At 67.8% G+C, this 12701-nt stretch carries 12 protein-coding genes; 6 read left to right on the forward strand and 6 right to left on the reverse strand.

The annotated features are described in order from the left end of the window. Positions 1-79: 79 nt before the first annotated feature. Both DX116_RS14950 and DX116_RS14955 read left to right on the forward strand, forming a co-directional pair. A complete protein-coding gene (locus DX116_RS14950) occupies positions 80-1783 on the forward strand; it encodes a DEDD exonuclease domain-containing protein (protein WP_119705665.1) in 1704 nt (567 codons plus the stop codon). A 34-nt stretch (positions 1784-1817) separates the two neighbouring features. Further along, the gene (locus DX116_RS14955) at positions 1818-2093 is read left to right on the forward strand and encodes an Lrp/AsnC family transcriptional regulator (RefSeq protein WP_119705027.1); all 276 of its coding nucleotides are present in this window, start codon (positions 1818-1820) and stop codon (positions 2091-2093) included. 17 nt (positions 2094-2110) lie between these two features. On the opposite strand, the gene trpD is transcribed toward DX116_RS14955, so the two are convergent. Together trpD and DX116_RS14965 are read right to left on the reverse strand one after the other, a co-directional pair. Beyond that, complete coding sequence (gene trpD, locus DX116_RS14960; RefSeq protein ID WP_119705028.1) at positions 2111-3148, reverse strand: anthranilate phosphoribosyltransferase; 1038 nt, start codon at positions 3146-3148, stop codon at positions 2111-2113. 8 nt (positions 3149-3156) lie between these two features. Beyond that, positions 3157-3561 carry an Rv3143 family two-component system response regulator gene (locus DX116_RS14965; RefSeq protein ID WP_119705666.1) on the reverse strand — a complete coding sequence of 135 codons (405 nt, stop codon included), beginning with the start codon at positions 3559-3561 and terminating at the stop codon, positions 3157-3159. 24 nt (positions 3562-3585) lie between these two features. Here DX116_RS14965 and ctaE point away from each other — a divergent pair, with 24 nt between their 5' ends. The 4 genes from ctaE to qcrB all read left to right on the forward strand — a co-directional run bounded on the left by ctaE (position 3586) and on the right by qcrB (position 7899). Continuing rightward, the gene (gene ctaE / locus DX116_RS14970; RefSeq protein WP_456047850.1) at positions 3586-4224 is read left to right on the forward strand and encodes an aa3-type cytochrome oxidase subunit III; all 639 of its coding nucleotides are present in this window, start codon (positions 3586-3588) and stop codon (positions 4222-4224) included. Positions 4225-4319: 95 nt separating this feature from the next. Continuing rightward, positions 4320-5150, forward strand: a complete 831-nt coding sequence (qcrC, locus tag DX116_RS14975) for a cytochrome bc1 complex diheme cytochrome c subunit (RefSeq protein ID WP_158592008.1) — start codon at positions 4320-4322, stop codon at positions 5148-5150. Continuing rightward, positions 5147-6196 (forward strand): cytochrome bc1 complex Rieske iron-sulfur subunit, encoded by a 1050-nt coding sequence (qcrA, locus tag DX116_RS14980; RefSeq protein ID WP_119705031.1) that lies wholly within the window; start codon positions 5147-5149, stop codon positions 6194-6196. The genes qcrC and qcrA overlap by 4 nt, the downstream gene beginning before the upstream one ends. After that, complete coding sequence (gene qcrB / locus DX116_RS14985; protein WP_119705032.1) at positions 6193-7899, forward strand: cytochrome bc1 complex cytochrome b subunit; 1707 nt, start codon at positions 6193-6195, stop codon at positions 7897-7899. The genes qcrA and qcrB overlap by 4 nt, the downstream gene beginning before the upstream one ends. Before the next feature lie 376 nt (positions 7900-8275). Here qcrB and DX116_RS14990 read toward each other — a convergent pair whose 3' ends face one another. From DX116_RS14990 to ctaC, 4 genes are all read right to left on the reverse strand, one after another. Continuing rightward, the gene (locus tag DX116_RS14990; protein ID WP_233556809.1) at positions 8276-9499 is read right to left on the reverse strand and encodes a L,D-transpeptidase; all 1224 of its coding nucleotides are present in this window, start codon (positions 9497-9499) and stop codon (positions 8276-8278) included. 70 nt (positions 9500-9569) lie between these two features. Beyond that, positions 9570-9965, reverse strand: coding sequence for a cytochrome c oxidase subunit 4 (locus DX116_RS14995; RefSeq protein ID WP_119705033.1), 396 nt, complete (start codon positions 9963-9965; stop codon positions 9570-9572). 3 nt (positions 9966-9968) lie between these two features. Continuing rightward, a complete protein-coding gene (gene ctaD / locus DX116_RS15000) occupies positions 9969-11765 on the reverse strand; it encodes an aa3-type cytochrome oxidase subunit I (protein ID WP_119705034.1) in 1797 nt (598 codons plus the stop codon). Next, a complete protein-coding gene (ctaC, locus tag DX116_RS15005) occupies positions 11765-12622 on the reverse strand; it encodes an aa3-type cytochrome oxidase subunit II (RefSeq protein WP_119705035.1) in 858 nt (285 codons plus the stop codon). Before ctaC ends, ctaD begins: the two co-directional genes overlap by 1 nt. Positions 12623-12701: the final 79 nt, after the last annotated feature.

Here is a 12701-nt window from a genome sequence, read left to right on the forward strand (position 1 = left end):
GTCCGGACAAAAACGCGCGGTGACGACGCGCGGCATCCGGTCGGCCGCTCTGTCGGTGGCTCCGCCTAGCGTCTGGGGCGTGAGAGCAGTGCAAGCATCCTTCGACGAGCTGGGGCGCCACCTGGCCGACGTCACGTTCTGCGTGGTCGACCTCGAGACCACCGGCGGTTCGGCCGCCAAGGGCTCCAAGATCACCGAGGTCGGAGCGGTCAAGGTCCGCGGCGGCGAGGTGCTCGGCGAGTTCCAGACCCTCGTCAACCCCGACGAGTCCATCCCGGCCTACATCACGGTGCTGACCGGCATCACCGACCAGATGGTCGTGCACGCCCCCCGCGTCGCCGAGGTGCTGCCGAGCTTCCTCGAGTTCGCGCGGGGCAGCGTGCTCGTCGCGCACAACGCACCGTTCGACGTCGGCTTCCTCAAGCACTTCAGCCGCGAGCTGGGCATCCCCTGGCCCGGCTTCGAGACGCTCGACACCGCGGTGCTGGCCCGACGCGTGCTCAGCCGCGAAGAGGTGCCCAACTGCAAGCTGTCGACCCTCGCGGCGGCCTTCTCGGCGTCGACGTCGCCCAACCACCGCGCCCTGTCCGACGCCCGGGCCACCGTCGACGTGATGCACGCCCTGTTCGAACGTCTCGGCCCGCTGGGGGTGACGACCCTCGAAGAGGTGTCGACCTACACGTCCAAGGTCAAGCCCGAGCAGCGACGCAAGCGGCACCTCGTCGAGCACCTGCCCGAGGCGCCGGGCGTCTACCTGTTCCGCGACGCCAACGACGCGATCCTGTACGTCGGTACCTCGCGCAACCTGCGCACCCGTACGCGCTCGTACTTCACCAAGGCCGAGACCCGCACCCGCATGGGCGAGATGGTCATGCTGGCGCAGCGCGTCGAGGGCATCGTCTGCGCGACGGCCCTCGAGGCCCACGTGCGCGAGCTGCGGCTCATCGGCCACCACCGTCCGCCGTACAACCGGCGGTCCCGGTTCCCCGAGCGGATGAGCTGGCTCAAGCTCACCCGCGAGCCGTGGCCGCGTCTGTCGATCGTCCGTGCGATCCTCGACGACGACGCCGACTACATCGGCCCCTTCCGCCGGCGGCCCGACGCCGAGGCGGCCCTCACCGCGCTGCACGACACCTTCCGCATCCGCCAGTGCACGCCCCGGCTCGCCAAGAAGTCCCGCTCGTCGCCGTGCGTGCTGGCCGAGATGGGCCACTGCCTGTCGCCGTGCGACGGCTCGGCCGACGCCGACGAGTACGCCGGCGAGGTGCAGCGCGTCCGGCTCGCGATGACCGGCGACCCGGCGCCGCTGGTCAGCTCGGTCCGCCACCACATGCTCGACCTCGCGCGGGCCGAGCGGTTCGAGGACGCCGCGGTCCGGCGCGACCGGCTCGCCGCGTTCCTGCGTGCGGCCAGTCGCACGCAACGGCTCCGCGAGCTCACGGCGGTCGACGAGCTCGTGGCGGCCGCTCCGCACCCGAACGGGTACGAGGTCCACGTCATCCGCTTCGGCCGGCTGGCCGCGGCCGGCGTCCTGCCGCGCGGCGTCCACCCGACCGGCTGGGTCGACGCCCTGCTCGCTACGGCCGAGACCGTGGTCGGCGGGTTCGGTCCCGTCCCCGCCGCAACGGCCGAGGAGACCGAGACCCTGCTGCGCTGGCTCGACACGCCGGGTCTGCGCATGGTCCGAGGCGCGTGGCACGCCCCGCTCGAGAGCGCCGCCCGGCACCTGCTCCCGTTCGAGCAGGCCACCTCGGCGTGGCACGACCTGCAGCGTCCGGGCTGAGCACCGGGTGCCCCGGCGTCGGTAGGCTCTGCTCATGATCACCGCCATCGTCTTCATCCAGGCCGAGGTCGCACGGCTGTCCGACATCGCCGAGCGCATCGCCGCGATCGACGGCGTCAGCGAGGTCTACTCCGTCACCGGCGAGCTCGACCTGGTCGCGATGGTGCGGGTGCGACAGATCGACGACGTCGCAGCGGTGGTCGCCGACCAGCTCAACAAGGTCGAGGGCATCGTCTCGACGCAGACGCAGATCGCCTACCGCGCGCACAGCCAGCACGACCTCGAGGACGCGTTCAGCATCGGCCTATGACCCACCTAGGGGCAGGGTCAGCCGGCGAGGTCCTGCGTGGCCGCGGCCCACTGGGCCAACGTCCGCTGCGCCGCGCCCGAGTCGATCGACGCACGGGCGCGCTCGACACCGGCCGACAGCCGCTCGACCAGGGTGCCGCTGCCGGCCTCGTGGGCGGCGATCGCCGCGCCCGCGTTGAGCAGCACCGCGTCGCGCACCGGTGAGACCTCTCCCCCGACGACCCGCCGGAACACGTCGGCGTTGAACGCCGGATCGGCCCCGACGAGGCTCTCGGGCGGGGCCAGCTCGAAGCCCAGGTCGGTCGGGTCGAGCACGCTCTCGACGACCTGACCCCCGGCCACCTCCCACACGCGTGTGCTGGTGGTGATCGTGATCTCGTCGAGCCCGTCCTCGCCGCGGAACACGAAGGCGTCCCGGCCACGTGCCGCAAGCACCCCGGCCATCAGCGGGGCCATGCGCACGTCGGCGCAGCCGATCGCCGACGCCGCGGGCTGAGCCGGGTTGGTCAACGGACCGAGGAAGTTGAACGGCGTGGCGATGCCGAGCTCGCGGCGTGGGACGGCCGTGTGCCGGAACGAGGGATGGAACACCGGCGCGAAGCAGAACGTGATGCCGCTGCGGGCGAACACCTCGGGGATGCGGGCTGCCGGCACGTCGAGCCGGATGCCGAGCACCTCGAACACGTCGGCGGTGCCGCTCGAGCTGGAGGCGGCCCGGTTGCCGTGCTTGACGACGCCCACCCCGGCGCCCGCGGCGACCACCGCCGACATCGACGAGATGTTGACCGTCATGGAGCGATCGCCGCCCGTGCCCACGATGTCGACCAGGCGGCCCGGGATGTCGAGCCGGGTAGCGCGGGCCAGCATCGCGTCGGCCAGCCCGCCCAGCTCGTCGGCCGTGACGCCCTTGGCGTGCAGGGCCACGGCGAAGCCGGCGATCTGCGAATCGGTAGCCTCGCCCGCGAGGATCTGGTCCATGGCCCACCCGGTGGTGGACGCGTCGAGGTCGTGCCCGGCCACGAGTGCGGTCAGCACGTCGGGCCACGTGTGTGGCATGCCGGCCCTCAGCCGGGCTGCAGGACGCCGCGCGCGAGCGCGATGACGGCCTCGGCGAGCCGGATGGGCTCGATGGGGTGCGAGACGGCGGCCTCGGCACGCGACCAGGTGGCGAGCCACGCGTCCTGCGGACGACCGGTCAGCACCAGCACCGGCGGTGCCTGGAAGATCTCGTCCTTGACCTGCCGAGCGATGCCCAACCCGCCGACGGGAACGGCCTCCCCGTCGAGGACGACCAGGTCGATGCCACCGTCGTCGAGGTGCTGGAAGACCACCGGCTCGGTGGCGCACTCGACGTACTCGAAGGGCGGAAGATCGGGGTGCGGACGGGCCCCGAGCGCTGAGACGACAGCGGATCGGACGTCTCGATCGTCGCTGTAGACCAGGACACGTAGGGGCTTGTCTGCGCTCACGAGTCGATCGTACATAATGATCGGGTGACGACTACCTCCGTGATTCCCGCCTCCCGCCTGCACGGCCAGGAAGGCCGTCCCTCGATGGTGACGGTCGGGACCATCGTCTGGCTCTCGAGCGAGCTCATGTTCTTCGCCGGACTGTTCGCTGCGTACTTCACGATCCGCAACATCTCGCCGGGTCTGTGGGCGCAGGAGACGGAGGTGCTCAACGTCCCCTTCGCCACCGCCAACACCACGATCCTGGTGCTGTCGTCGCTGACCTGCCAGTTCGGCGTGTTCGCCGCCGAGCGCGGCAAGGCCGGTCGCTCCGGCAAGATCTACCAGTTCAAGCTGTGGGGCATGCGCGAGTGGTTCGTGCTGACCTACCTCATGGGCGCGGTCTTCATCGGTGGTCAGGCCACCGAGTACGCCGAGCTCGTGCGCGAGGGCATCACGATCCCCAGCTCGCCCTACGGCAGCCTGTTCTACCTCGCCACCGGGTTCCACGGCATCCACGTCATCGGCGGCCTGCTGGCCTTCCTGCTCGTGATCGGCCGCACCTTCGCGGCCCGCCGCTTCACCCACGAGCAGGCCATCTCGGCGATCGTCGTGTCGTACTACTGGCACTTCGTCGACATCGTGTGGGTCGGCCTCTTCATCACGATCTACGTCATCAAGTAGGTCGCTCGACAGGCGATCCCCTAAGGCTTGCCTGAGTCACGAACTTCCGCGTGCCGAAAGGTACGCTGGCATCACTTCCAGGAATGAGGTCCTCGGTGCGGAAACTGTCCACCAGACGCCGGCATCCACTCGCCGGACTCGTCGTGCTCTTGCTGGGGCTCGTCATCGCAGGCGGCGCGTACCACGTGTTCGCGCCCAAGCCCGCTGAGGCGCAGGAGGTCACGGCCAACGATGTCGAGGCCGGACGAAACCTGTTCCTCATCGGCTGCGCCAGCTGCCACGGCAAGAACGCCACCGGTATCGAGACCGAGCGCGGCAACAACTACGGTCCGTCGCTGATCGGCGTCGGCGCTGCCGCCGTCGACTTCCAGGTCGGCACCGGACGCATGCCGATGGCGCAGACCGCGCCGCAGGCCCCGGCCAAGAACCCCGAGTACACGGCCGAGGAGACTCGTCAGCTGGCGGCGTACATCGCCTCGCTGGCGCCCGGCCCGGCCATCCCCGACGGTGAGTACACCGACCTCGGCAAGGCCAACGTCGACGACATCCGCGAGGGCGGCGAGCTGTTCCGCGCCAACTGCACGGCCTGCCACAACTCGGTCGGCGCCGGCGGCGCCATGCCGGGCGGCAAGTACGCACCCTCGATCAAGGGCGTCAGCGCCAAGCACATCGCCGAGGCCATGATCACCGGTCCGCAGCAGATGCCCGTCTTCTCCGACGACGTCATCACGCCCGAGGACAAGCGCAACATCATCGCCTACGTCAAGCAGGTCCAGGGCCAGCCCAACTACGGCGGTCTCGGCGGCGGTGGCCTCGGCCCCGTGGTCGACGGCATGTTCACCTGGATCATCGGCATCGGCGGCCTGGTCATCGCATCCATCTGGATCGGTGCGCACGGGGCGAGAGTGAAGAAGAGGAACTCATGAGCGACGAGCTGCAGCCGGTTGCCGATACCGAGCCCATCAAGGACCCGGGTCTGGCCGAGCACCAGTTCCGCCCGCAGGACGTCGACGAGGCCCAGGCCAAGCGCACCGAGCGGCAGATCGCCTGGATGTTCCGCGTCGCGGGCCTGCTGTTCCTGGGGTTCTGCTTCGCCTACTTCCTGATCGACATCGACGACACCTTCCTCGGTTGGTCGGCGCAGAACTTCGCCTTCGGCATGACGCTCGGCGGCGGCCTGCTGCTGGTCGGCGTCGGCATCATCCAGTGGGCCAAGAAGCTCATGGGCGATCACGAGATGGTCGAGATGCGTCACCCGTCGGCCTCGTCCGACGAGGACCGCGTCGCGGTCATGAAGGACATCAACGCGGGCATCGAGGAGTCGGGCTTCGGCCGACGTCCCATGATCCGCAACAGCCTGCTCGGCTCGATGGCCCTGCTGGGCCTGCCGGCCGTCGTGCTGCTGCGCGACCTCGGACCGCTCCCCCACGGCCAGCGCGAGACGGTCTGGAAGAAGGGCATGCGCCTGGTCAACGACGTCACGGGCACCCCGATCAAGCCGTCCGACATGCAGGTCGGCCAGCTCGTCAACGGCCAGCCCGCCGTCGTCTACGAGACCGACGCCGACGGCGAGCCCGTGCTGCACGGCACCGAGCTGCTGCAGGTCAAGTCGAAGGCCTCCATCATCGTCGTGCGCATGCGCCCCGAGGACGTCACGCCGTCGAAGGGACGCGAGAACTGGGGCGTCGACGGCATCTTGTGCTTCTCCAAGATCTGCACCCACGTCGGCTGCCCGATCAGCCTCTGGGAGCAGCAGACGCACCACCTGCTGTGCCCCTGCCACCAGTCGACGTTCGACCTCGGCGACAACGGCAAGGTCATCTTCGGCCCCGCCCACCGTCCGCTCCCCCAGCTGCCGCTGGGCGTCGATGACGAGGGCTACCTGATCGCCATGAGCGACTTCCCCGAGATCGTCGCGCCGAGCTATCCAGAACTCGCGCGTGACCAGAAGAAGTTGGACAATAAGTCATGAGCACCACGGAGCAGTACACACCGATCGAGCAGACCGGCGTGGGCAAGAAAGCGGCCGGCCCCGTCGGCTGGCTCGATGATCGGCTCGGACTGGCCGGCGTCGCCAAGAAGAACCTGCGCAAGGTGTTTCCCGAGCACTGGTCCTTCATGCTGGGCGAGATCGCCCTCTGGAGCTTCGTCGTCCTGTTGCTGACGGGCGTGTTCCTGACGTTCTGGTTCCAGCCCAGCATGACCGAGGTCGAGTACCACGGCTCCTACCTGCCGTTCAACGGCCTCGAGATGTCCCAGGCGTACAAGTCGACGCTCGACATCTCGTTCGACATCCGTGGTGGCCTGCTGATCCGTCAGATCCACCACTGGGCCGCGGCCCTGTTCATCGCCGCGATGATCGCCCACATGCTGCGCGTGTTCTTCACGGGCGCGTACCGCAAGCCGCGCGAGATCAACTGGCTGATCGGTGTCGGACTGTTCTCGCTCGGCCTGGTCGAGGGATTCGCCGGCTACTCGCTGCCCGACGACCTGCTGTCCGGCACGGGCCTGCGGTTCGTCGACGGCCTGATCCGCTCGATCCCGCTGGTGGGCTCCTACCTGGAGTTCTTCATCTTCGGTGGCGAGTTCCCGGGTGACGAGATCATCCCCCGCCTCTACATGGCTCACATCCTGCTGATCCCGGCGATCCTGCTGGGCCTGGTGGGTGCACACATGCTGCTGCTCGTCTACCACAAGCACACGCAGTGGCCTGGGCCCGGACGCACCGAGAAGAACGTCGTCGGCTACCCGATGCTGCCGGTCTACGCGGCCAAGGCCGGAGGCTTCTTCTTCGTCGTGTTCGGCTTCACCGCACTGATGGGTGCGCTGCTGCAGATCAACCCGGTGTGGGTCTACGGCCCGTACAACCCGTCCGAGGTCACCGCCGGCTCGCAGCCCGACTGGTACATGGGCTTCTCCGAGGGTCTCGTCCGCATGATGCCGGGCTGGGAGAGCACGTTCTTCAACTACACCTGGAGCTGGAACGTCTTCATCCCCGCGGTGGGTGGTCTGACCGGACTGTTCGTGGTCCTGGGTGTCTGGCCCTTCATCGAGCAGTGGATCACCGGTGACAAGCGTGACCACCACCTGCTGCAGCGTCCGCGCAACGCTCCGGTGCGCACCGCGATCGGCGTCGCCGGCATGACGGCGTACGGCGTCGCCTGGGCGGCCGGCGGCAACGATATCCTGGCCACGAAGTTCCACATGGACATCTACACGCTGACGTGGATCTTCCGCATCGGGTTCTTCGTGTTCCCGGTCATCGCCTTCATGGTCACCAAGCGCATCTGCATCGGCCTGCAGCGTGCGGATGCCAACCGCATCCTGCACGGCTACGAGACCGGCGTGATCGAGCGGTCGCCCGAGGGCGGCTTCTCGGAGCGCCACGCTCCCCTGCCGGCCGCTCAGCAGTACACGCTGACGGCGCACGACCGGGTTCCCGTGCTCGAGGCACCGGCCGAGACCGACGCCAACGGTGTCGCGGCTCCGCACTCGCGCAAGGAGAAGCTCCGGGCACGCGTGCAGCGGTTCTACTACCGCGACACGCTCGACAAGCCCACCGCTGAGGATGTCCATCACGCCGAGGAGCACCTCGGTCACCACGATGGTCACCCCGTCGAGCTGGGCGACGAGTTCCAGGGCGTCTCGGAGACGGGTGTCCCCCGGGTCCACTGATCGCCCCGCAGCACCGTCGAGCCCCCGTCAGCAGCGTCTGACGGGGGCTTCGTCGTCGCCAGCACCCAGCCCCGCCAGCAGGCAGAGGCCATGGCCGACCCACCCCAGGACGTCATCACATCAGTACCTGAGCTGCCGCATCCGTGATGACGCCCAGGGGCCACCTCGGTACGTCATCACATCAGTACCTGCGCTGCCGCATCCGTGATGACGTCCACGGGTCCACCTCGGTACGTCATCACATCAGTACCTGCGCTGCCGCATCCGTGATGACGTCCACGGGTCCACCTCGGTACGTCATCACGTCAGTACGCGCGCTGCGTCATCCGTGATGACGTACCCCACTCCCCCACCGGACGGCTGGGGCGGGCCTGAGTCAGTCGACGACGCCGTCGGCCGCGGGCTCGCCGGCGGCCGGCGCAGCAGCCGCCTGGAGAGCCGAGCCGGCCGTCCAGGTCGACCACGGGACGTTCCAGTCGGTCCAGCCGTTGCGGTCCTCCAGCGGCCGCGGGCTGTCGACGTACTCGACGACGTCACCACGGCGCGAGCGGTCGTAGAGCCACTTGGCATCAGCCGTGCTCATGCCGGTGCAACCGTGGCTGACGTTGGCGTGCCCCTGCGAGGCCACCGACCACGGCGCCGCGTGCAGGAACTCCCCCGAGTTGGTCAGTCGCATGGCCCAACGGACGTCGGAGATGTTGTAGTAGCCCGGGTCCTCCGAGTCGACACCCGTCGTGGCCGCGTCCATGTCGACCGACGAGAACTTCTCCATGATGATCTTGACGCCGGCACGCGTGCGATGTCCGTCGTCGCCCGTGGTGACGGGGATCGTGCGCACCTTCTTGTCGTCGAGCGAGTAGGTCAGCTGGTGCTTGCCGACGTCGACGGTCGTCACGGCCTTCTGCCCGACCTGGAAGCTGATGTCCTGGTCCTGCTGGCCGTACACGCCGTCGCCCGCCGGCAGGCTGTTGAGCGACAGCTTCACGTTGACCTTGGTGTTGGCCGGCCAGTACGTCTCGGGGCGATAGTGCGCCTCGTTGTCGCTGAACCACGTCCACGAGCCGGTCGTGCCGTTGTCGGTGGTGACGGTCATGTGCTTCTCGAAGAGCTTGCGCTTGCGGACCGGCAGGTCGAAGGTGACGATGATCGGCATGCCGACGCCCACGGTCTCGCCCTGCAGCGGCGCGACGGCCGGGTAGGTCTGCTGCTCGAGCGTCAGCGACTGCGTCGTGAACGCACTGGTGACCGTCGCCTCCTTGCCGTCCTCACCGGTGCCCGTGGCCGTCAGACGATAGGACGTGCCGGGCTCGAGGCGGCTGGAGGCGCGCCATCCCGAGTCCGTGACCTTGCCAGGCACCTCGGTCGCGCCGTCGGCCGTCGAGAGCTTCGCCGACGAGACGGTGCCGTCCTCTGCCAGGACCTTGACCGTGGTGCTGACCTTGACGTCCTTGGCACCGTCGGCCACGTTGGGCGTCAGGCTCAACGAGTCGAGCGAGCTCTCGTCGGGAGACAGACGGTCCTTGGCGTCCTTGATCGAGCAGGACGACAGGGCGATCATCGCCGCGCACGCGAGTGCGACCGGCAGGCGGAGGTGCTTCACCCCGACAGTTTACGTGTCGGTGCCCACCAACCCGAGCAGCGCGGACGTGACGAACGTCAGCCGTCGAGGATCAGTGCGAGTGGATGCCGCGGTAGTACTCGAAGATCCAACCGCAGACCATGACGGCACCGATCGTGCAGCCGATGATGAACAGCCACCAGCCGATGACGACACCGAGAACGCACACGGCCAGGGCCGCGGCGCAGAACAGGGGCCACCAGCTGTAGGGCGGGAAGAAGCCCTGCTCGCCCGCTCCGTCGAGGATCTCGCCGTCCGACCTGTCCTCAGGACGATCGGGGATCTGCTTGGCGACCACGCCGAGGTAGAAGCCCAGCAGGACGCACAGCAGCGTGGTCATGACCAGAGCGGTCGTGCCCGTCGGATCCTTGGTCAGGACCCAGTACACCGGCGCGATCAGGGCGAAGAAGATCCCGCACGACAAGATGGTCCATGTCTCGGCCTTCATGGATCAGCGACCGTCCTTACCGTTGTTGTCGGGCTCAGTGTCGTACGACTCGGCCTGGACGCGGCCGTTGGCCTGCCCGTGCTTGCCGCTGACGTCGGGTGCGTCGGCGAAGATCGAGTCCTCGCCGGGGTTGTCGGCCAGCTCGAGTGCAGCGATCTCGGGGTGGTGCAGATCGAAGGCAGGGCTCTCGGAGCGGATGCGCGGCAGCGACGTGAAGTTGTGGCGCGGCGGAGGCGAGGAGGTCGCCCACTCGAGCGAGCGGCCCCAGCCCCACGGGTCGTCGAGCCCGACCAGGGGCCCCTTGCGCGACTTCCACACGTTGAAGAAGAACGGCAGCGTCGAAGCACCGAGCAGGAAGGCGCCGATCGAGGAGATCTCGTTGAGCGTCGTGAACCCGTCGCCCGGTCCGTAGTCGGCGTAGCGACGCGGGAAGCCCTCGACACCCAGCCAGTGCTGCACCAGGAAGGTCAGGTGGAAGCCGATGAACAGCAGCCAGAAGTGGATCTTGCCGAGCTTCTCGTCGAGCATGCGACCGGTGAGCTTGGGCCACCAGAAGTAGAAGCCCGCGAACATCGCGAACACCACGGTGCCGAACACCACGTAGTGGAAGTGCGCCACCACGAAGTAGCTGTCGGACAGCTGGAAGTCGAGCGTCGGGGACGCCAGGATGACACCGGTCAGACCACCGAAGAGGAAGGTCGTGAGGAAGCCGAGGGCGAAGATCAGCGGGGTGTCGAAGGACAGGGATCCGCCCCACAACGTGCCGATCCAGTTGAAGAACTTCACGCCGGTGGGCACCGCGATCAAGAACGTCATGAAGGAGAAGAACGCCAGGTCGACCGAGCCGGTGACGAACATGTGGTGGGCCCACACCGCGACCGACAGGGCGGCGATCATCAGCGTGGCGCCGACCAGGCCGACGTAGCCGAAGATCGGCTTGCGGCTGAAGACCGGCAGGATCTCGGTGATGATGCCGAAGAACGGCAGCGCGATGATGTAGACCTCGGGGTGCCCGAAGAACCAGAACAGGTGCTGCCACAGGATCGGGCCGCCGTTGGCGGCGTCGAAGACGTGGGCGCCCAGTCGCCGGTCGGCCTCGAGCGAGAGAAGCGCCGCGGCGAAGATCGGGAACGCGATCAGCACCAGCATGCTGGTGACGAGCGTGTTCCAGACGAAGATGGGCATGCGGAACATCGTCATGCCGGGCGCACGCATCGTGAAGATCGTGGTGATGAAGTTGACGCCACCGAGGATCGTGCCGAGCCCGGACATCCACAGGCCCATGACCCACAGGTCACCGCCGACTCCTGGCGAGTTGACCGCGTCGCTCAGCGGGGCGTACGCGAACCAGCCGAAGCTCGCCGCGCCACCGGGCACGAAGAAGCCCGAGACGACGATCGTGCTGCCGAACAGGTACAGCCAGTAGCTGAACATGTTGAGGCGCGGGAACGCCACGTCGGGCGCACCGATCTGCAACGGCATGATCGCGTTGCCGAACCCGAAGAACAGCGGCGTCGCGAACATCAGCAGCATGATCGTGCCGTGCATCGTGAACAGCTGGTTGTAGGTCTCGTCGTCGACGAACTGCGTGCCCGGCTGGGCCAGCTCGGCGCGGATCATCAGGGCGAGGATGCCGCCGATGATGAAGAAGGCGAACGACGTGACCAGGTACATGTTGCCGATGACCTTGTGGTCGGTCGTCGTGAGCACCGTGACGACCTTCTGGCCGAGGGTCCGTTCCTTGACCCCGGCGCGCAGGGTCGTGGACCCGTCGTCGAATGCTGCTGTTGCGTCAGCCATCAGCTCTTGCCTGTCCCGTCTCCCTGGACCTCAGCGACCTTGCCGCTCTTGTCTTCGCCCCTGAGACCGGCGATCTCATTGGCTTCCTTGGCGCCCTGGGGCGCTCCGACCTGATCGGCCTGCTTGAGCTCCTCGAGGTGCGAGTCGTACTCGGCGCGCGAGACCACGTGCACCTTGAAGATCATGCGGGAGTGGTAGAGCCCGCACAGCTCGGCGCAGCGTCCGGTGAAGACGCCCTCGCGCGTCGGCGACAGGTCGAAGGTGTTGACCTTGCCCGGCACGACGTCCATCTTGAAGTAGAACTCGGGGATCCAGAACGAGTGGATGACGTCGGGCGACTTGAGCTTGAAGCGCACCGACTCGCCCACCGGGAGCCACAGCTCGGCCGGCTCCTGCGGGGTGCCGACGTCGAAGACGTCCTCGCCCTGCGTGGCGTCCTCGTCGAGGTAGTTGAACGCCCACTGCCACTTGCTGCCCACGACCTCGACGGTGTGGTCGGGGTTGTCGACCCGCTCGAGCACGTTGTTCTGCGACGTGACCGTGTGGAAGAAGAACACCGCGACGATGATGACGGGCGCGAACGTGTAGAGCGCCTCGATCGGCAGGTTGTAGCGGATCTGCGCGGGGATCTCGTCGTCGCTGCGGCGGCGGTAGCGGATCATCGAGTAGACGATCAGGCCGAACACCAGCAGGAAGATCACCAGCACGGCGATCCATGCGCCGAGCCACAGCTCCCAGATGTCCTGGGTGCGATCGGTGCTGCCGACCGGCAGGGCGAGGCGTGCGAGATCCGAGTCGGCATCTGGTGCACAGCCGCTCAACACAACGGCGGCGAGGAGCACAACCGCCAATTTCATCCGACCCACGGGGCGCCTTTCTGGACCATGATTGTCACGTGATGACACGACAGCACCTTACTTCAGTGGAACGTGCTGG

Origin of the sequence: Aeromicrobium endophyticum (genome assembly GCF_003586285.1) — a bacterium.
GTDB lineage: Bacteria > Actinomycetota > Actinomycetes > Propionibacteriales > Nocardioidaceae > Aeromicrobium > Aeromicrobium endophyticum.

Bases quoted from the DNA above. Each gene is read 5' to 3' on its own strand.
- DX116_RS14955 (WP_119705027.1), top strand. From the start codon at position 1,818: ATGATCACCGCCATCGTCTTCATCCAGGCCGAGGTCGCACGGCTGTCC.
- trpD (WP_119705028.1), bottom strand. From the start codon at position 3,148: ATGCCACACACGTGGCCCGACGTGCTGACCGCACTCGTGGCCGGGCAC.
- qcrA (WP_119705031.1), top strand. From the start codon at position 5,147: ATGAGCGACGAGCTGCAGCCGGTTGCCGATACCGAGCCCATCAAGGAC.
- qcrB (WP_119705032.1), top strand. From the start codon at position 6,193: ATGAGCACCACGGAGCAGTACACACCGATCGAGCAGACCGGCGTGGGC.
- DX116_RS14995 (WP_119705033.1), bottom strand. From the start codon at position 9,965: ATGAAGGCCGAGACATGGACCATCTTGTCGTGCGGGATCTTCTTCGCC.
- ctaD (WP_119705034.1), bottom strand. From the start codon at position 11,765: ATGGCTGACGCAACAGCAGCATTCGACGACGGGTCCACGACCCTGCGC.
- ctaC (WP_119705035.1), bottom strand. From the start codon at position 12,622: ATGAAATTGGCGGTTGTGCTCCTCGCCGCCGTTGTGTTGAGCGGCTGT.